Source organism: Streptomyces montanus (genome assembly GCF_005786655.1).
GTDB classification, from domain to species: Bacteria; Actinomycetota; Actinomycetes; order Streptomycetales; family Streptomycetaceae; genus Streptomyces; species Streptomyces sporangiiformans.
This window is the reverse complement of the sequence record NZ_VBZC01000007.1, coordinates 96,948-115,875: the sequence shown is the minus strand read 5'-3', so window position 1 is coordinate 115,875 and position 18,928 is coordinate 96,948. Positions and strand designations below refer to the sequence as shown.

General features: G+C 70.7%; 17 protein-coding genes. 13 read left to right on the top strand and 4 right to left on the bottom strand.

The genetic code is table 11. From position 1 onward, the window contains the following. Positions 1 to 13: 13 nt before the first annotated feature. From FE633_RS08155 to FE633_RS08135, 5 genes are read left to right on the top strand one after another with little or no spacing between them, the layout of a single operon-like run. Positions 14 to 1,300 carry an ABC transporter substrate-binding protein gene (locus tag FE633_RS08155; RefSeq protein ID WP_138044418.1) on the top strand — a complete coding sequence of 429 codons (1,287 nt, stop codon included), beginning with the start codon at positions 14 to 16 and terminating at the stop codon, positions 1,298 to 1,300. Continuing rightward, positions 1,297 to 2,235 carry a carbohydrate ABC transporter permease gene (locus FE633_RS08150; protein ID WP_138044417.1) on the top strand — a complete coding sequence of 313 codons (939 nt, stop codon included), beginning with the start codon at positions 1,297 to 1,299 and terminating at the stop codon, positions 2,233 to 2,235. The genes FE633_RS08155 and FE633_RS08150 overlap by 4 nt, the downstream gene beginning before the upstream one ends. After that, on the top strand, positions 2,232 to 3,095 hold the full coding sequence (locus FE633_RS08145; RefSeq protein ID WP_138044416.1) for a carbohydrate ABC transporter permease: 864 nt from the start codon (positions 2,232 to 2,234) through the stop codon (positions 3,093 to 3,095). Before FE633_RS08150 ends, FE633_RS08145 begins: the two co-directional genes overlap by 4 nt. Next, positions 3,092 to 3,709 carry a hypothetical protein gene (locus tag FE633_RS08140; RefSeq protein WP_138044415.1) on the top strand — a complete coding sequence of 206 codons (618 nt, stop codon included), beginning with the start codon at positions 3,092 to 3,094 and terminating at the stop codon, positions 3,707 to 3,709. The genes FE633_RS08145 and FE633_RS08140 overlap by 4 nt, the downstream gene beginning before the upstream one ends. Next, positions 3,706 to 5,532 (top strand): hypothetical protein, encoded by a 1,827-nt coding sequence (locus FE633_RS08135; RefSeq protein WP_138044414.1) that lies wholly within the window; start codon positions 3,706 to 3,708, stop codon positions 5,530 to 5,532. The genes FE633_RS08140 and FE633_RS08135 overlap by 4 nt, the downstream gene beginning before the upstream one ends. A 23-nt stretch (positions 5,533 to 5,555) precedes the next feature. On the opposite strand, the gene FE633_RS08130 is transcribed toward FE633_RS08135, so the two are convergent. The 4 genes from FE633_RS08130 to FE633_RS08115 form a co-directional block, all read right to left on the bottom strand. Next, positions 5,556 to 6,362, bottom strand: coding sequence for a class I SAM-dependent methyltransferase (locus FE633_RS08130; RefSeq protein WP_138044504.1), 807 nt, complete (start codon positions 6,360 to 6,362; stop codon positions 5,556 to 5,558). A 101-nt stretch (positions 6,363 to 6,463) separates the two neighbouring features. Continuing rightward, a complete protein-coding gene (locus FE633_RS08125) occupies positions 6,464 to 7,828 on the bottom strand; it encodes an MBL fold metallo-hydrolase (RefSeq protein WP_138044413.1) in 1,365 nt (454 codons plus the stop codon). 112 nt (positions 7,829 to 7,940) lie between these two features. Continuing rightward, the gene (locus FE633_RS08120) at positions 7,941 to 9,209 is read right to left on the bottom strand and encodes a cytochrome P450 (protein WP_138044412.1); all 1,269 of its coding nucleotides are present in this window, start codon (positions 9,207 to 9,209) and stop codon (positions 7,941 to 7,943) included. Positions 9,210 to 9,237: 28 nt separating this feature from the next. Next, complete coding sequence (locus FE633_RS08115; protein ID WP_138044411.1) at positions 9,238 to 10,605, bottom strand: glutamine synthetase family protein; 1,368 nt, start codon at positions 10,603 to 10,605, stop codon at positions 9,238 to 9,240. A gap of 370 nt (positions 10,606 to 10,975) precedes the next feature. Here FE633_RS08115 and FE633_RS08110 point away from each other — a divergent pair, with 370 nt between their 5' ends. The 8 genes from FE633_RS08110 (at position 10,976) to FE633_RS08075 (ending at position 18,872) form a co-directional block, all read left to right on the top strand. Continuing rightward, positions 10,976 to 11,164, top strand: a complete 189-nt coding sequence (locus FE633_RS08110; protein WP_138044410.1) for a ferredoxin — start codon at positions 10,976 to 10,978, stop codon at positions 11,162 to 11,164. A 1-nt stretch (position 11,165) separates the two neighbouring features. Beyond that, positions 11,166 to 12,377, top strand: a complete 1,212-nt coding sequence (locus tag FE633_RS08105; RefSeq protein ID WP_171059855.1) for an NAD(P)/FAD-dependent oxidoreductase — start codon at positions 11,166 to 11,168, stop codon at positions 12,375 to 12,377. A 12-nt stretch (positions 12,378 to 12,389) separates the two neighbouring features. After that, positions 12,390 to 13,196: an acetoacetate decarboxylase family protein gene (locus FE633_RS08100; protein ID WP_138044409.1), complete on the top strand. Its 807-nt coding sequence runs from the start codon at positions 12,390 to 12,392 to the stop codon at positions 13,194 to 13,196. A 120-nt stretch (positions 13,197 to 13,316) separates the two neighbouring features. Beyond that, the gene (locus tag FE633_RS08095; RefSeq protein ID WP_138044408.1) at positions 13,317 to 14,777 is read left to right on the top strand and encodes an aldehyde dehydrogenase; all 1,461 of its coding nucleotides are present in this window, start codon (positions 13,317 to 13,319) and stop codon (positions 14,775 to 14,777) included. After that, complete coding sequence (locus FE633_RS08090; RefSeq protein ID WP_138044407.1) at positions 14,770 to 15,699, top strand: 3,4-dihydroxyphenylacetate 2,3-dioxygenase; 930 nt, start codon at positions 14,770 to 14,772, stop codon at positions 15,697 to 15,699. Before FE633_RS08095 ends, FE633_RS08090 begins: the two co-directional genes overlap by 8 nt. After that, a complete protein-coding gene (locus FE633_RS08085; protein WP_138044406.1) occupies positions 15,692 to 16,540 on the top strand; it encodes a fumarylacetoacetate hydrolase family protein in 849 nt (282 codons plus the stop codon). Before FE633_RS08090 ends, FE633_RS08085 begins: the two co-directional genes overlap by 8 nt. A 76-nt stretch (positions 16,541 to 16,616) precedes the next feature. Further along, positions 16,617 to 17,258, top strand: coding sequence for a TetR/AcrR family transcriptional regulator (locus FE633_RS08080; protein WP_138044405.1), 642 nt, complete (start codon positions 16,617 to 16,619; stop codon positions 17,256 to 17,258). Between the two features lie 156 nt (positions 17,259 to 17,414). After that, positions 17,415 to 18,872 (top strand): APC family permease, encoded by a 1,458-nt coding sequence (locus FE633_RS08075; protein WP_138044404.1) that lies wholly within the window; start codon positions 17,415 to 17,417, stop codon positions 18,870 to 18,872. Positions 18,873 to 18,928: the final 56 nt, after the last annotated feature.

Sequence of the window (18,928 nt, the reverse complement as noted above, 5' to 3'; positions counted from 1 at the left end):
GGTGACTCTGCGTATGCCCGGAAACAGGACAACGAGGTCCTGCGCGACGGCCGCGGTGCTGGCACTCTGTGCGGCGCTCTCCGGCTGTTCGGGGTCCGGCGACTCGGGCGGCGGCGGCAAGGCCGTGCTCCGCTACACCTGGTGGGGCAACCCGGACCGGGCGGCCCGCACCGAGGAGGCGGTCGCGCTGTTCGAGAAACAGCACCCCGGCATCGACGTACAGACGTCGTTCGCGGGATACGACGCGTACAAGCAGAAGCTGGCCACGCAGGCCGCCGGCGGTGACGCCCCCGACGTGATGCAGCTCGACTACCGCATGATCGACCAGTACGCGTCCGGCGGCGTGCTGCTGGACCTGGCGAAGCAGCGGTCCGCGCTGAGCACCGCCGACATCGACGCGGGGCTGCTGGCCACGGGCGTCGTGGACGGCAAGCAGTACGCGGTTCCCCAGGCACGCGGCACCGAGACCATCGTGTACGACGCGAAGCAGTGGAAGGCCACGGGCGTCGAACTGCCGCGCGAAGGCTGGACATGGAGCGACTGGGCCGACACCATGCGCGCCCTCGCGAAGAAGTCCGGCAAGCCCGGCGGCACCGACCCGGGCTGGAGCGAGGACGCCTTCGAGGTGTGGCTCCGTGGCCAGGGCAAGAACCTCTACACCAAGGACCAGCAACTCGGCTTCGACGCCGACGACTTGACGAAATGGTGGACCTTCACGGACAAGCTGCGCCGCGAGGGAGCCGTCTCGCCCGCCGAACAGACCACCCAACTCGACAGCACCGTCGAGAACACGCCGCTCGGGCGCGGCGGCAAGGCGATCTCCGACAACAACTGGGACGCGCCGTCCAGCGGCTTCCTGGCCCTCGTCCCGAGCGGAGTCACCCTCGCGCCCATGCCGTCGGGTGAGGACGGCACGCCCGGCCAGTACTTCAAGCCGTCGATGTTCATGGGCATCGCGGACAACTCCGGATACCCCAAGCAGGCCGCTCAGTTCATCGACTTCATGCTGAACGACGCCGACGCGGCGAAGATCCTCGGCGCGACCCGCGGCATCCCCGTCAACGAGTCGATCCGCGAGGCGATCACGCCCGAGCTGAAGGACTTCGACAAGACGGTCGCCGACTTCCAGGCCTCCCTGGACGGCGACCTCAACGCCCCGCCGAAAGCGCCCCCTTCGGGCGACAACGCGCTGCAGACCACCTTCCAGCGCGACTACGACCAGGTGTCGTACGAGCGGATGTCGCCCCGCGAGGCGGCCGAGAACTTCATCACCGAGGCGAAGGCGGAGCTGAGGTCATGACCACCACCGAGATACCGACGGCCGCGCGTGCTCGGCAGGACGCCGCCGTGAAGAAGCCACCGCGCCGCAGGCGCGAAGGCGCCGCCTGGGTGTTCCTCTCCCCATGGGTCCTCGGCGCGTCCGTACTGACCCTGCTCCCGATGGCCGTCTCGCTCTATCTCTCCTTCACCGACTACGACCTGTTCAACCCGCCCCAGTGGGTGGGCCTGCGCAACTACACGCAGATGTTCACCGAGGACCCGCGCTACTGGCGCTCGGTCGTCGCGACCCTCACCTACGTCGTGATCGCCGTGCCCCTCCAACTCGGCCTGGCCCTGATCGTCGCGCTCGCCCTGAAGTCCATGCGACGGGGGAAGGGTTTCTACCGCTCGGCCTTCTACGCGCCGTCCCTGCTCGGCGCCTCGATGTCCATCGCCCTCGTGTGGCGGGCGATCTTCAACGACGGCGGCACCGTCGACAACCTGCTCGGCACCGGCGGCTGGGTCAACCAGCCCGGCTGGGCGCTGTTCGCCGTCGTGCTGCTGACGGTGTGGCAGTTCGGCGCGCCGATGGTCATCTTCCTCGCCGGTCTCCAGCAGATCCCTTCGGAGCTCTACGAGGCGGCGGCCGTGGACGGGGCGAGCCGATGGCGGCAGTTCCTGTCCATCACCGTGCCGATGCTGTCCCCGGTGATCTTCTTCAACCTGGTGCTCGAGACCATCAAGGCCTTCCAGGTCTTCACCCCCGCCTTCGCGATCAGCGCGGGCAAGGGCGGCCCGGCCGACTCGACGCTCTTCTACACCCTCTACCTCTATGACCGAGGCTTCGTCGCCTCGCACATGGGCTACGCCTCCGCGATGGCCTGGACGCTGCTCCTCGTGATCGGCGCCGTCACCGCCGTGCTGTTCCGCACCTCGCGCTCCTGGGTCTTCTACGCTTCCGAGGGGGACCGATGACCACCGCAACTCCCGCCGTCCGCAAGCCCGTTGCCTGGCGTCGCGTCGCCCTGTACGCCGGCTGTCTGGCCGCCCTCCTGGTGATGCTGTATCCGCTGGCGTGGCTGCTCGCCACCTCGCTCAAGCCCGCCGACGAGGTGATCGCGAGCCTCGACCTGCTGCCCAGCAGCCTGGAGTGGTCCAACTACTCGACCGCTCTGGAGGGCGTGAACGAGGTCTCCGTGTGGCGGTTGCTCGGCAACTCCCTGTTCATCGCGGGCGGCGCCGTCATCGGCAACGTACTCAGCTGCTCCCTGGCCGCTTACGCCTTCGCGCGCCTGCGCTTCCGCTTTCGCGGGCCGCTGTTCGCCTTCATGATCGCGACGATCATGCTGCCGCACCACGCCGTGCTGATCCCGCAGTACATCCTCTTCAACCAGCTCGGCATGGTGAACACCTACTGGCCGCTGATCCTGCCCAAGTTCCTTGCCACGGAGGCCTTTTTCGTCTTCCTCATCGTGCAGTTCATGCGGGGACTGCCGCGTGAGCTGGAGGAGGCGGCGCGGATCGACGGCTGCGGGCCGTTCCGCAGTTTCTTCCTGGTCATCCTGCCGCTGACCCGTCCCGCGCTGATCACCACGGCGATCTTCACCTTCATCTGGACCTGGAACGACTTCTTCACCCAGCTGATCTATCTCTTCTCGCCCGAGAAGTTCACGCTCACACTGGCGCTCAGGCAGTTCGTGGACGCGTCCAGCCAGTCCGCCTTCGGCCCGATGTTCGCCATGTCGGTGATCGCGCTGCTGCCGATCGTGCTGTTCTTCCTGGCCTTCCAGCGGTTCCTGGTCGAGGGCATGGCGAACTCGGGGGTCAAGGGATGAGCGCCGGGCAGACCCGCGAGGCGGGCGAGATCTTCGGACCGCGGATGACCCTGTTCGCGGACGTACTGAGTGTGGGTGTGTGCACGACCCTCGTGTCGCTGCCGGTCGTCACGCTGCCGGCGGCGCTGTCCACGGCGTGCGCGGTCCTGCGCGGGACGCGGGAGGACCGGCCCGCCACGGCGGGACGGTACGTGGCGGAGCTGCGGCGACGGCTGCGGGCCGGTGACCTCGTGGCCGGTGTGCTGTCCACGGCGGGCCTGCTGCTGGTGCTGGCCGACCTGGCGCTGGCCGGCGCCGGGCTGCCGGGCGCGCCGCTCTTCGCCGCAGTCGCCGCCTGCATCGCCGCGTACGCCGCTGTCGTGGGCCTGCGCGCCTGCGCCCGCCCCGAGTCGCTCACCGACTGGCGTGCCGCGGTGCGCGCGGCGGCCCGGGACGCCGTACGGGACGTGGAGGGCTCCGGCCTCGTACTCCTCGCGGTGGCGGCGGCCGCGCTGTGCGCGTGGATGCTGCTGCCGCTGGCGTTCCTGGTTCCCGGGCCGCTGGCGATGGCGCTGACGGCGATCGACGTACGGCTGCCCTCCCACTCCGACACCGCTCGAAAGAAGGCCGCATGATGGGCCGCAGGACCTTCCTCACCTCCGCGACCACCGGGGTCACCGCCGCGGCCGCCACAGCTGCCACCGGTCAAGGAACCGCCGTGGCAGGCACGGGAGTCGAGGCGGCCGGGGAGGACACCGACTTCCTCACCTTTCTCACCGCCGCCGCGGACGCCCGCGCCACATCGATCCTCGACGGGTACGGCGCGTACCTCACCGAACTGCGTGACAGGGGCAAGGCGCGCTCCTCGGCCCGTGCGCTGCGCACCCTCACCTCGGTCTATGTGCACGACGGCTCGGCCCATCACCGTGACGGCGCGCTGCTGGGGCCGTTGGGGGAACTCGCGGACGCGCTGGCTGAGGAGCAGTTCGACGACGGGCTCTGGGACCAGGGCGCGGCCCACTCGCCGCCGGACACCGCGTTCTCGATCGTCGACCTGAACCTGGCGTACAGCCTGCTCGACGAGGACGATCACCGGCCGACGGAGAAGCTGCGGGCGACCGTCGAGGGGATCCTGCGCTCGGCCGGCCCGGGGCTCGCCACCGGTGGGCTGCACACCCCGAACCATCGATGGCTGGTGTGCGCGGCGCTCGCCCGCATCCACCACCGCTGGCCCGACCCGGCGTACCGGCGGCGCGTCGATGCCTGGCTCGCGGAGGGCATCGACCAGCTGCCGGGCGGCGAGTACAGCGAGCGCAGCCCCAACTACGCGGCGGCGGTGTCCAATCCGGCCCTGCTGACCATCGCCCGTTTCCACAACCGTCCGGACCTGTACGGACACGTCCGCGACAACCTCAACGCCTCTCTCTACGTCATCGAGCCCAACGGCGAGGTGGAGACGGTCCATTCACGACGCCAGGACCAGACGACGCCGTGTCACCTTCCCGAGTTCTGGCTCCAGTACCGGGAGTTGGCGATCCGCGACGGTGACGGGCGGTTCGCGGCGGTGGCCGCGCTGCTGCGGAAGCGGGGGACCGGGCAGGCCTTCGGCGAGACCCCGCTGGGCGACCGACTGGCCGAAGTCCTGGACCGGCCCGAACTGGCCCGGGAACTGCCGCGAGCCACCGAACTGCCCACGGACTACGAGCACCACGACCCGAGCTGCGCGCTGGTGCGCGTACGCCGCCAGGACGCCACGGCGAGCGTCTTCGGCGGCACCGACTTCCCCGACGTGCACGCCATCTCCTCCGGGCTGTCCACCAACCCCACCTTCTTCAAGATGCGCAAGGGTGCGGCGATTCTGGACTCGCTCCGGCTGGCCCCACAGTTCTTCGCGCTCGGTCACTTCCGTGCGGAGAACCTGGAGCGAGCGGCGGACGGGGGCTGGCGGCTCACCGCCGAGGTCCGGGGCGCGTTCCACCAGCCCCTGCCGCCGCAGCACCACCGCCGTGACGGCCTTTACCCGCTCACCGACGACGGCCGCTTCTGGTCGGCGATGGACTTCCCGCACCGGCCGAAGGAGTACCGCACGCTCCGCACCGAAGTGATGGTGAGGGAGGCGGCGGACGGCTCCTGGACGCTTGACGTCGAACTGAGCGGCTCCGAGGTGCCGTTCGCCCTGGAGCTCTGCTTCCGCCCCGGCGGCACCCTGACCGGCGACGGCCTGGAAACCGTCACCGGCTCCCCGGACACGTACCAACTCGTCGGCGGAGAAGCCACGTACGCCGTCGGCGACGACCGGATCACCTTCGGCCCCGGCAACGGCAAGGGCGGGAAGCAGCCGCCGGTGGTGGACGCGGGCGAGCGGTACTCCTGGATGAGCGGTTCGCTCACACCGGCCGGCATCCGGGTCCTGATCACCGGGAGGTCGCCGCTGACGTACCGGCTGAGTCTGCGCTGACCCCGGTCGCGTCGCCGACCGGGTCAGCGACGAGCGCGGGCCAGCAAGGCGGCGTGCGGCAACGTCAGCACGCCGTCGGAATCGGCGAACTCCGAGCTGAACACATCGAAGTGGCGCTTGATCTCGGCACGCTTCCCGGGCGGCTGGCTCTGCACGTGCTGCCCGATGGAAGCCACGCCGGCCGCCGGTCCGCTCCACCATTCCTCGGCACTGGCACGGTGGTTCCACCTGAGCGTCTCGCAGGACGCGTCGCGCAGCCCCGCCGTCGCCAGCAGCTTCGTAAGGCCGCGCTCATCTCGTGGGAAGTCGTCCTCAGGCGCGAGGGACGGCAGGTGGGGTGGCCGTACGGCGCCCGCCGCCTGAAGGGCACGGCCGATGAGGGCCTGCCCTGCCGCGGGAGGTGCCGCCCAGATCGTCAGCGCGATCCATCCGTTCGGCCGTGCCACGCGGCGCAACTCGGCCAGCGCTTTCTTGGGCCGGCCCACGTGGTTCAGCACGAAGTTGGCGACGACGGCATCGAACTCCCCGTCTTCGAAGGGAAGTTCCGGCAGGGCGGCGACCCGGATGTCCGCCGCGGGCTCCGCCTGCCTGGCCAGCTCGACCATGCCGGGCTCCGCGTCGACGGCCGTCACCGTCGCCCCGCGGGACCGCGCGGCAACGGCCACGGTCCCGGGCCCGGTGCCCACATCCAGCATCCGCACGTCCGGGCCCACTTCGGCGGCGTCCAGCAGCTTCGGCACCGGCCAGGCACACAGCCGGGCGAAGCTCCCGGCATAGGCGGCGGCCCGACCCGCCCAGATCAACCGCTCACTCTCGTCGAACTCTGTCACCGCCACCGGCCTCACCTCCCTCACTTCCCGAACCACCCGAAGATCGACACGACCGGCAGGACCTTAGCGCACCGCTTGCTGTGGGGGACGGGCCGCCACCGTCATGTGCCCTCTTGAAGGGGACGGCCGGTGGCCTCGGCCCAGTCGGCGGGCCCGCCGTCGAGGACCGCGAGGTCCTGGTGTCCGGCGCGCTGGAGGACGCTGGCGGCGGTCATGGCGCGCAGGCCGCGCCCGCAGTGCACGACCGCGCCGCCCGGTGCCTCACCGGTACGGGCGGGGAGTTCGCCGAGTTCGATGCCGACCGATCCGGGGATGTGTCCGGCGCCGCGCTCGGCCCGCTGGCGGACGTCGAGGACGGGACGGTCGGCCAGGCGGTCCGCGGTCAGCAGCTCGACGCGCTGCTGCTCGCCGCCGTCGGCGGTCCAGGCCGCCATCGGGAGGTGACCCGGCAGCCGCTCGTAGCCGATCTTCAGAGCCTGCCAGGTGAGTTCGGTGAGGTCCTGCCCGGGTGCCGTGACGAAGACGAGGGGTACGTCGTCGGGGAGCAGCCAGCCCAGCCAGGTGGCGAACTGGTCGCGCAGCGGGATGGCGAGGGCGCCGGGGACATGACCGGCGGCGAAGTCCGCGACCGGCCGTACGTCGACCACCTGCGCGCCCTCGCCGAGCAGCCGGCGCACCTCGGCCACCGTGAGCGCGGCGAGTCCGGGTGCGGAGCCGAGAACGGCGGGGCCGCGCCGGTTGGCTTCGGCGAGGCGGGCGAAGTACGCCGGGTAGGAGCCGAGTCCGCCGAGCAGCTGCCGTACGAAGGTGTCCTCGTCCGGTGCGGCGAGCAGCTGGTTGGACCGCCGTTGATCGCCGATCGTGGTGGTGCGCTCGGCCCCGGGCGGGGCGGAGCAGAACGAGCCCGCGCCATGGGTCGGCCAGACGGCCACCGGGTCCGGCAGCTCGGCCAGGCGTCGCAGGGACCGGTACTGGGCGCGGGCGAGCTCTTCGGCCCGGTCGCCGCCGAGCAGGTCGGTGCGGGCGGCCGAGCCGACGATCAGCGAGCCGCCGGTGAAGACGCCCAGCTCCCGGGCGCCGTCCAGCAGCAGGAAGGACAGATGCTCGTCGGTGTGGCCGGGGGTGGCCAGCGCCCGCAGGGTCAGGCCGCCCAGATCGACCTCGTCGCCGTCGCCCAGGCCCTGGTGGGGGAAGGCCCGGTGTCCGGCGGCGGAGGCCAGCACCGCGGCGCCGTCGTCGTGGGCGAGCTGCACGGAGCCCGAGAGGAAGTCGGCGTGCAGGTGCGTGTCGGCGGCGAAGGCCACCGTGAGCGTGAGCCCGTGCCGTTCGGCGGCGGCACGCACAGCCCGCAGGTCGCGACTGGCGTCCACGGTCAGCGCCCGGCCGTCGCCCAGGTCGACGAGGTACGCGCTGTTGCCCAGCCCCTCGTCGACGAGCGGAATCAGATGATCGTCGGCGAAGCCCATCAGGTCCTCCGACTACCACGGTAGGGGCTGGGCCGCCACGGCGCCCATCGGCCTGACTCCGGTGTCCACCGCCTCGGCTCCGGCGCCCACCGGCCGTACCTGACTACGCCCGTCAGGCCGGCGTGACCTCGACCGGGAGCTTCTTGACGCCGTTGACGAAGTTGGAGCGGACGCGGGGGACGTCGCCGGCGAGGCGGATGTCCGCGAGGCGCGGGATCAGCTCCTCGAACATGATGCGGACCTCGGTGCGGGCGAGCAGGTTGCCCAGGCACAGGTGGGGGCTGCCCTTGCCGAAGGTGACGTGGTCGTTGTGCTCGCGGCTGACGTCGAAGTCGTAGGGGTTGCCGAAGACCTTCTCGTCGCGGTTGCCGGAGGCGTACCACATGACGACCTTGTCGCCTTCCTTGATCCGCTTGCCGCCGAGTTCGACGTCGCGGGTCGCTGTGCGGCGGAAGTGATAGACGGGGGAGGCCCAGCGCAGGAACTCCTCGACCGCGGTGGGGATGAGGGAGGGGTCGGCCTGCAGCCTGGCCAGCTGCTCGGGGTGCTGGATGAGCGCGAGCATGGAGTGGGAGATGGTGTGCCGGGTCGTCTCGTTGCCGGCCACCACCAGCAGCAGGAAGTAGTTGTCGAAGTCCTGCTCGGACAGCGGGATCCCGTCGCGCGGCGTCTGGTTGACGAGCCGGGAGACCAGGTCGGTGCCGTCCCCGCCGCGCCGCTGCCGGGCCAGCTCCCGCCCGTACTCGAAGACTTCGAGCGAGGCGGGGGAGCGGAACGGCAGGTCGCGGTACTTCTCGCTCTCCTCGCTGTGCAGCAGTACGTCGGCGTAGTCGGGGTCGGTGTTGCCGATGATCCGGTTGCCCCAGTCGATGAGCTGCTGGTTGTCCTCCGGCGGTACGTCGAGCAGGCGGGCCAGGACGTTGATGGGGAAGTCGGCGGAGACCTCGGCGACGAAGTCGAAGGTGCCCTTGGCGAGCGCGGCGTCCAGGGTGGTGGCGGTGAGGCCGCGCAGGAAGTCGGCGTACTGGTTGATGACGACCTGGCCGAACTGGCGCTGCAGCAGGCTGCGCAACGCGCGGTGACGCACCCCGTCCAGCTCCAGGATGGAGGCCCGCTTCTTGATCTGGTCCTCGTCGACTTCTTCGAGGTTGACGAACTTCGTCGAGGTGAAGGTCGCGGCGTCGCGGTCGACGGTGGCGATGTCCGCGTGCCGGGTGACGGCCCAGAAGCCGGAGTTGGGGGCCTCTTCGGGCTGCCAGTGGACCGGGTCCTCGTGTCGGAGGGTGTGGAACATCCGCCACGGGGTGACGCCGTCGAGGAACTTGTCGTTGTCGGCGAGGTCGACCTCGGCGAGCGGCATGGGCTCGAAGGGGTTCGTCATGAAGTGCTCCTGAAGGCGGGACGGATCATCAGAGGTGGGAGGAGTACTCCGCGAACTCCCAGTCGGTGACATGGCGGTTGAAGCGGGCGACCTCGTCGCGCTTGTAGGTGAGGAAGGATTCGGTGAAGTCCTTGCCGAGGGCCGCGGTGAGGGCTTCGTCGGCCTCCAGGGCGTCGAGCGCGGCGGACAGCGTCGTCGGCAGCATCCGGGACTTCTCGGTGTCGTAGCCGTAGCCCTCCAGCGGGGCCGGCGGCTCCTTGCCCTCCCGTACGCCGAGCAGTACGGCGGCGCAGAGAGCGGCGATCGCCAGGTACGGGTTGGCACTGGCGTCGCCGAGGCGCACTTCGAGGCGGGCGCCGGAGCCGCGCTCGGGCGGGATACGGACCATGGCGCTGCGGTTGTCCAGGCCCCAGTCGATCAGCCAGGGGGCGAGGGTGTCCGGGCCGAACCGCTTGTACGAGTTGACGGTCGGGTTGAGCAGCGCGGCCAGGGCCGGGGCGTGCGCGAGGATGCCGGCGATGGCGTGGCGGCCGGTGTCCGACAGCCCGAAGGCACCGGCCGGGTCGTCGAAGACGTTGCGTCCCGCATCGCCCTCGGTGGACTCGCCGGAGAAGTGCAGGTGGAAGCCCGAGCCGCCCGCGTCGTTGAACGGCTTGGCCATGAAGGTGGCCAACTTGCCTTCCTTGCGGGCGAGTTCCTTGACGGCCGCCTTGAGGAGGAAGGCGCGGTCGGCCGCGTCCATGGCCTCCGAGTGGGCCAGGTTGATCTCGAACTGTCCGGCGTCGAACTCGTGGTTCCCGGTGACCACGCGGATCCCGAGATCACGCAGGTGCCGCAGCGTTCGCAGCAGATGGTTGTCGGCGTCGGCGCGCAGCCCGGCGGTGTAGACGACACCGGCGTCGGCCTGCGCGTAGCGGCGCCAGCCGCCCGGCGATCCGGGGTCCTGGTCGAGCAGGAAGTACTCCAGTTCGGGGCCGATGACGGGCCGCAGACCCGCCTCCGTACACCGGGCGAGCACGGAGCGCAGCAGGTCGCGCGGCGACTCGGGGGAGGGGGAACCGGTGGCGGGGTCGAGGGTGTCGCCCAGGCACCAGGCGACGCCGGGCTCCCACGGCAGGGCGTGCAGGGTGCCGAGATCGGGGCGTACGCAGATGTCGGGCAGCCCGGCCTCCAGACCGCCGGTGACCGGGACGACCCCGCCCCGGGGAGTGGTGTGGTAGACGGCCCGGCAGAAGGCGAGCCCGTGGTCGCAGGCGGCGGGCAGATGGTCCAGCAGGACGTCACGGGCGCGGTCGGTGCCGATGAGATCCGGGTACGTCACCCGGACCACGTCGATGCCGTCGGCGGCGAGCCGCTCCATGTGGGGGCGGACTTCCGGAGTGTCTTGAGCGCTCACCGATGTCTCCTTGGCGGATGGGAACGGGGGCGTGGTGGCCGACGGTCCGGGGGGGGGCCGCCGGGCTGACGGCCTACCTGGCTATGGGGGCTGCCGAACTACGGGGGCTGCCGGTCGCGTGGCCCGGCGCAAGTCGTTTGATAGCAAACGATATGGACCACCCCGCCCACCCGCAAGAGGTGCGGGCCAAAAATTTATCCATACGGATAGCTATTGACCAGGGCTCGGCTGCTTCCTATGTTGTTTGAAGCCAAACGAGTAGGGGGTTCGCTTCCGCGGACCCCTTTGGCCCCGGGGCCCGGCCGCGCGCCGGGCCCTCTCTTCCCACCATCCCTCGCTCCGACGTACCTCACCTCCAGGAGGACCGGCCATGAAGGTCGTCGTCGACATGAACAAGTGCCAGGACCACGGCCAGTGTGTCTTCGCGGCCCCGGACGTCTTCCAGCTGGACGACAACGGGCGGCTGGCCTACGTCAGCGACCCGGACGACGCGCTGCGCGACGAGGTCGAGGAGGCCGCGGACGTCTGTCCGCTGCAGGCCATCCGGATCGAGGCCTGACATGACCACCGGACGCATCGTCGTCGCCGGCGCCTCCATGGGAGGTCTGCGCGCCGCCGAACAACTCCGCGCGGCCGGCTGGACCGGAACGATCACGGTCATCGGGGACGAGCCCCACATGCCCTACAACCGGCCACCGCTGTCCAAGGAAGTGCTGGCCGGGAAGGCACCCTTCGAGTCCCTGGCCTTCACTCCGAGGGCGAGCGCCGCCGATGTGGGGTGGCGGCTCGGCACCCCCGTCGCCGCTGCCCGCCTTGCCGAGCGTGTCGTCGTGCTCGACGGCGGCGAGGAGCTGCCCTTCGACGGCCTGGTGGTCGCGACGGGGATGCGCCCCCGGCGGCTGCGCCGCGCGGGCCCCTCGGCCGGCCGCCACACCGTACGCACCCTCGGTGACGCCGAGGCCCTGCGGGCCGAGCTGACCCGGCCGGGCGCGCGGGTCGTCGTCATCGGCGCCGGATTCATCGGCTGCGAGGTGGCCGCCACCGCGGTCGGTCTCGGCGTCGACGACGTCACCGTGGTCGACCCGCTGCCGCTGCCCATGGTCGGACCGCTCGGCGAACTGCTGGCCGGTGCGCTGCGCAGGCGGCACGAGGAGCGCGGCGTGCGCTTCGCGCTCGGCACGGGCGTGGCCGGCTTCGAGGGCGAGGACCGTGTCACCGGTGTCGTCCTCGGCGACGGTACGGTCCTTCCGGCCGACGTGGTCGTGGAGTCCGTCGGCTCGGTCGCCAACACCGAGTGGCTGGACGGCAACGGTCTCGACCTGTCGGACGGGGTGCTGACCGACGCACTGCTCCGGGTGGGCGGATGGCCGTACGTCGTCGCGGTCGGCGATGTCGCCCGCTTCCCCAACGCCCGCTACGACGGCGTCCCCCGCCGCGTCGAGCACTGGTCCATCCCCACCGACACCGCCAAGCACGCGGCCAGGGTTCTCGTCGCCCATCTGGGCGGTGACCCCGTCGACCTGACCCCCTTCGCGCCGCTGCCCACCTTCTGGAGCGACCAGCACGACTTCCGGCTGCAGTCCTTCGGTGCGCCGGTACTCGGCCTCGACGACGTCCGCGTCCTGGACGGCGACCCGGAGGGTGACGTCCTCGTCGGCTACCACCGCGACGACCGTCTGACCGGCGTCGTCGCCCTCGGCGGTCGCGCCGTCGCGTCCGGTGCCGCCCGCTACCGCGCACAGCTGCTCAAGCAGCCCGCCCTCATCGCGTAAGGAACCGACCTCATGGCCAGCGTCCGTGGTTACCTCCACCCCAAGACGGCGTCCGGCGACTCGTCGCTGATCCCCTCGCCACCCTGGCTCTACTCCGGCGACCTACTCACTGTCGAGTACCGCACCGATCCGGCCCGTGTACGCGAACTCCTCCCCGAACCACTGGAGTTGGCCGACGAGGACCCCGGTGCGGTCGCGCTGATCTGGGCCGACTGGCAGTCCTGCTCGGCCGCGGGGGAGGAACTGCTGGATCCGGTGCTCTCCCAGTACAAGGAGGCGTTCGCCGTCGTCCGCTGCCGGTACAAGGGGCGGACGTACTCGCGCTGCGTCTACATCTGGGTCGACAAGGACTTCGCGATCGCGCGCGGGCTGCACCAGGGCTACCCGAAGAAGCTCGGCTCGATCCACCAGACGCGACCCCATCCGTACGGGCCCGCTCCGCGGATTTCGGCGGGGGCGCGGTTCGGGGCGACGTTGGCCGCGGCGGATCGGCGTCTCGCCCAGGCGGTGGTGACGTTGCGGGAGCCGTCCGAGAGCGGTGGCTTCGTGAACGGCCATCCGATGGCGCACCACCGTTGGCTGCCGTCCATCGAGAAGGGCAAGGGGCTGGCGTTGGACGAGCTCATCGAGTCCGGGGCGGCGTCCTTCGAGGGCGGCCAGCCGTGGGTGGGCGAGGCCGAGCTGGAGTTGTTCGAGGCGCCCACGGAGGAGCTTGCCCGGCTGGAGGTCCGGGAGCCGATCGCCGCCTACTACCGGCAGGTGGGGGTGGTTTGGGACGGCGGGCGGTTGTTGGAGTCCGGTACGTCCGGGGCGGAGTAGGCCGTCGTCGGTGCGCGGGTCGTGTGTGGCTCGTCGCGCCCACGCGGCGGAGCCGCATACGTCACAGCCCCGCGCCCCTGAGTAAGTCAGCGTCCCCCTCGTTTCACAGGAGCCCTTCTCATGCCCACGAAAATCTCCGTCGGCGGCGTTTCCGTCGACACCCGGCACTGGATCGGTGGCGAACGTGTCGCCTCCGCCGAGACCTTCGCCGACTCCTCGCCGATCGACGGAAGTGTCCTCGGTGAGATCTCGCGCGGCACTCCCAAGGAGGTCGCCGCCGCTGTCGCCGCCGCGAAGGCCGCGTTCCCGGCCTGGGCCGGTACCTCCCGCGCCGAGCGCGCCCGCACACTGCACGCCATCGCCGACGGCGTCGAGAAACGCCTCGAAGAGCTCGCGACCGTGGAGACCCATGACAACGGGGCTCTGCTGCGGTCGCACCGTCGGGGTGTGATGCCCCGTGTCGCGCACAACTTCCGGTTCTTCGCGGACTGGCTGCTCAAGCTGGACCACGAGGACTTCGAGACGCGGGGGCACACGAACCACGTCAGCTGGGATCCGGCGGGTCCGTCCGTACTGATCACGCCGTGGAACGCCCCGCTGATGCTGGCGACCTGGAAGGTCGCCCCGGCCCTGGCGGCCGGGAACACCGTGATCCTCAAGCCGGCCGAGTGGTCGCCGCTGACCGCCTCGCTTCTGGCGGACATCGCCGCCGAGGCGGGGCTTCCGGCGGGGGTCCTCAATGTCGTCCAGGGGTACGGGGTCGAGATCGGTGACGCCCTGACCTCGCACCCGGACGTACGCCGGATCAGCTTCACCGGGTCGGTGCCCACCGCGCGGCGGATCGCCGCGTCGGCGGCCGCCAACCTGACCCCGCTCAGCCTTGAACTCGGCGGCAAGTCACCGCTGTTGGTCTTCGCGGACGCGGACCTCGACCTCGCCGTCGACCTGGCCGTGGAGCAGTACGACAACGCCGGGCAGGTCTGCCTGGCCGCGACCCGCGTCCTCGTCGAGGAGACGGTCGCCCAGGAGTTCACGCGCCGCTTCGTGGAGAAGGCCTCGCGGCTCCAGCAGGGCGATCCGCGGGACGAGGCCACCGACATCGGGCCCAACATCCATCCCCGCCAGCTGGAGAAGATCGACGGCTTCGTGCGGCGGGCGGTCGAGGCCGGGGCGCGCGCCGTCATCGGCGGGCACCGCGAGGAGGGGCAGTACTACGCGCCGACCTTGCTCACCGATGTCGCCCAGGACTCGGAGATCGTGCAGGAGGAGGTCTTCGGCCCGGTCCTGACCCTGCAGACCTTCGCCGACGAGGAAGAGGCGGTCCGGCTGGCCAACGACACCCGCTTCGGGCTGGCCGCCACCGTCGCCACGGGCGATCCGGAGCGTGCCGAGCGGGTCACCGCGCGGCTCGTCGCGGGCACGGTGTGGGTCAACTGCTTCTTCGTACGGGACCTCCAGGCGCCCTTCGGCGGCTCCCGCCACTCCGGAGTCGGGCGCGAGGGCGGCACCTGGAGCTTCGACTTCTACTGCGACGTAAAGAACACCGTGACCGCTCCGAAGGGATGGGCCGACCATGGGTGAAATCGTCGGGGCGGGCCTCCTCGCCCACGTCCCCACCATCGTGCTGCCGGAGGCCGACCGGCTGGAGCTCAACGAGGGCAAGGAGATCACCCTCGTCACCGGGCTGCACGAGCTGCGCCGGGAGGTCTTCGAGCGCGATACCGCCGACGAGTACGACACCGTCGTCGTGCTGGACTCCCACTGGGCCACGACCGTCGAGTTCGTCGTGACCGCGCAAGCGCGGCGCGCGGGACTGTTCACCTCCGAGGAACTGCCGCGTGGCATGTGCCGTATGCCGTACGACTTCCCCGGCGATCCCGAACTCGCCCACAACATCGAGAAGTTCGCCGACAAGCACGGCACATGGATCACCGCGATCGACGACGAGTACCTGCCGATCTACTACGCCACCACCAACCTCTGGAAGTTCCTCGGCGAGGGGCTGCCCGACAAGCGGTGGGTGACCATCGGGGTCTGCCAGACCGGCGACATGGAGGACCACCTCAGGCTCGGGCGGGCGCTGGCCGACGGCATCGCCGCCACACCCGGCCGCCGGGTCCTGCTGATCGCCTCCGGTGCCCTCTCGCACACCTTCTGGCCGCTGCGCGAGATCCGCGACCACGAGGCCAGCGACCTCAGCCACATCTTCACCCCCGAGGCCCGCGCGGCCGACGAGGAACGCATCGCCTGGTTCAAGGAGGGCCGCCACGACAAGGTCCTCGACACGATGGACGAGTTCTGGAAGTACAAGCCCGAGGCCAGGTTCTTCCACTACCTCATGATGGCCGGCGCACTCGGCGAACGGGCCTGCACCGCCCGGGCCCGCCAGTACGGCGAGTACGAGAACTCCGTCGGCACCGGCCAGGTCCACCTCTGGTTCGACCGCCCCGCCGACGGCTGGACCGCACCCCGCACCCCCGCACAGGAGCCCACCCATGCCTGAGTACCGCCGCATCCTCCTGGACGGCGCCGCCGTTCAGGTCACCGTCGAAGGTCACGAGCTCGTCGCCGGGGACGGCCGCCGCGTCAAGACCGACGAGGCGCACCATCTGCCACCGGTCCTCCCGTCCAAAGTGATCGCCGTTCACCTCAACCACCGCAGCCGCGTCGACGAGTTCCAGATCGGACTCCCCGGCACACCCACCTACTTCCACAAGCCGACCTCGGCCCTCAACTCCCACAAGGGAGCCGTCGTCCGCCCCGAGGGCTGCAAGTGGCTCAACTACGAGGGCGAGGTCGCCATCGTCATCGGCAAGGCCGCGCGCAACATCTCGCAGGCCGAGGCGGGGGAGTACATCGCGGGCTACACCATCGCCAACGACTACGGCCTGCACGACTTCCGCGACACCGACGCCGGCTCCATGCTCCGGGTCAAGGGCTCCGACACCCTCTGCCCGCTCGGCCCCGGTCTGGTCACCGACTGGGACTTCCGCGGCAAGTACCTGCGGACGTACGTCAACGGCGAGGTGGTGCAGGACGGTTCGACCGACGAGATGGAGTGGGACATGCACTACCTCGTCGCCGACATCGCCCGCACCATCACCCTCTGCCCCGGCGACGTCCTGCTCTCCGGCACCCCGGCCAACTCGCGCCCCGTCCAGCCGGGGGACGTCGTCGAGGTCGAGGTCGAGGGCCTGGGCCGGCTCAGCAACCACATCGTCACCGGCCCCACCCCGATCCGTACCGACGTCGGCGCCCAGCCCACCGAGTCCGAGGAGGTCCTGTCGACCGCCCTCGGAGGCGACTGGGAGTTCCGCGGTATCCGCCCGCCGAAGCGAGGCTGACGTACCGCGTACCGGACATCCTCCGCATGCGCATACGGACGGCCGGAGCCCGTAACCGCCGGGTAGGGTCCCTCACGTGACCGAATCCGCCGACGACACGACCGAGGGCAAGGGCGCCGGCAGGCGCGGCCGGCCGCGCAAGCGGGTGCACTACGGAGCGGGCCGCGAGGCCCTGCTGAGCGCCGCCGTACGGGTGGTGGCCCGGGCCGGTCTGCGCAAGCTCACCTATCGCGCCGTGGCGGAGGAGGCCGGGGTCACCCACGGCCTGGTCGTGCACCACTTCGGCTCCCGCGACGCGCTCATCGAGGAGGCGCTGACCCACGCAGTGCGCACCAGCCTGAGCACCAGCGCGGTGGAGCCGGGTACCGGCAAGGTCGCGGACTTCTCGGCCGGGCTGTCCGAGATGGTCACCGCGGACCCGGACATACAGGCGTTCCAGTACGAGCTGATGCTCGAGTCCCGCCGCAGGCCGGAGCTGCTGCCACAACTGCGCGCGCTGTACGACGAGTACTTCGACGCGACCCAGCGCGAGTTGACCCGCATGCTGCCGGGTGGTGCGAGCCCGGCGCTGATGCGGCTCGTCTTCGCCGCCCTGGACGGCCTCGTCCTGCACCAGCTCGTGCTCGGCGAACCGCAGGTCACCGACGCCGCCCTGGAGGAGCTGCGGTCCCTGCTGCGGTTGCTCGACGCCGACGGGGACGCCGAGCGGGACGGCTGACCTCAGAGAGCGCATCCGTCCCCACAACCGCAGCACGAGGGCGCCGCAGGAATCCGGGAGCACCCCCTTGTCAAACGGATAGTTCCAGCCCACTATGAGGCAACTCGTTTGGCCTGAAACAAAATCCCTCTCCCCCTTCCCCGGCAGGTGATCCGAGTGGACAGTCACACGGTCGTGAGACAGCAGGCCGCGCATGACGCACCCACCGCAGGCAAGCTCAAGCCCAACGCCCTCGGCGTCCTGGGCATCCTCTTCTTCGTCCTCTCCGCGCAGGCCCCGCTGACCGGCATAGCCGGAGCCGTCCCCGTCTCCGTCGGCATCGGCAACGGAGCGGGTGTCCCCGCCGCGTACGCCGCGGCCGGTCTGGTGATCCTGCTCTTCTCCGTAGGCTTCGTCGCCATGGGCCGCCATGTCGTGGACGCCGGCGCCTTCTACACGTACATCGGCAAGGGCCTGGGCCGGACCACCGGCACCGGCAGCGCGGGCGTGGCCCTCTTCGCCTACTGCACGATCCAGGCGGCCATGTACGGCCTGTACGGATCCCTGGTGAGCGGGCTCGTCGCGCACCACGCGGGACTGGACGTGCCCTGGTGGGTCTGGGCGGTGGCCACCATGGTGGTCGTCCAGGTTCTCGGCGCCGTCGGCATCGAGATGGGGGCCAAGGTCCTCGCCGCCTTCGTCCTCGCGGAGTTCAGCATCCTGCTCGTCTTCGCCCTGGTCACGCTGTTCAAGGGCGGCGGGCCCGAGGGGCTCGGCTTCGCCCAGAGCTTCTCGCCGAAGGCCGCCCTGCAGGGGGCGCCCGGTGTGGCGCTGATGTTCGCCGTGGCGTCGATGTTCGGCTTCGAGGCCACCGCGATCTACGGCGAGGAGGCGCGGGAGCCACGCAGGACGGTCCCCCGGGCCACCTATCTGTCGGTCGCCGTCGTCACCGGCTTCTTCGCCTTCGTCTCCTGGATGCTGATCTCCTCCTACGGTGCGTCGGGCGCCACCGCGGCCGCCGGGAAGGCCCTGGAAAGCGGCGACGCGACGGTGTTCGTCTTCGCGCCGGTCGCCGACCAGTTCGGGAGCTGGGTCAACGACGTCCTGCCCATCCTGCTCGCCACCTCGCTCTTCGCGGGCATCCTCGCCTTCCACAACTCCGCCAACCGCTACCTGTTCTCGCTCGGTCGCGAGGGGATGCTGCCCCGCAGGGTCTCGACGCTCAACAAGCGGCACTCCCCCTGGGTCGCCGGGGGCGTGCAGACGGCGATCGCGGCGCTGCTGGTCGTGCCGTTCGCGCTGCTGGGCAAGGACCCCGTACTGACCCTGTTCTCCTGGTTCAGCGGGGTGGCCGTCCTCGGGATCATGCTCCTGTACTTCCTGACGTCCGTCTCGGTGATCGTCTACTTCCGTCGCACGCGCCTCGACACCCGGCCGTGGAACACCCTGATCGCCCCGGCTCTGGGCGCGCTGGGCATCGCGGGCGCCATCTGGCTGATCCTCGCCAACTTCACCACGCTCATCGGCGGCGACTCGGGCACCGCGACCTGGCTCGCGCTCAGTGTCCCGGTGGTCCTGCTCCTGGGGGCCGTGACGGCACGGGTGGTGCGCGGCGAGGCCTCGGCGGCCGCCTGATCCCCGCGTCGGCAGCCGCGTGCAGCAGCCGCGTCCAGGCGGTCGGGTCCGCCTAT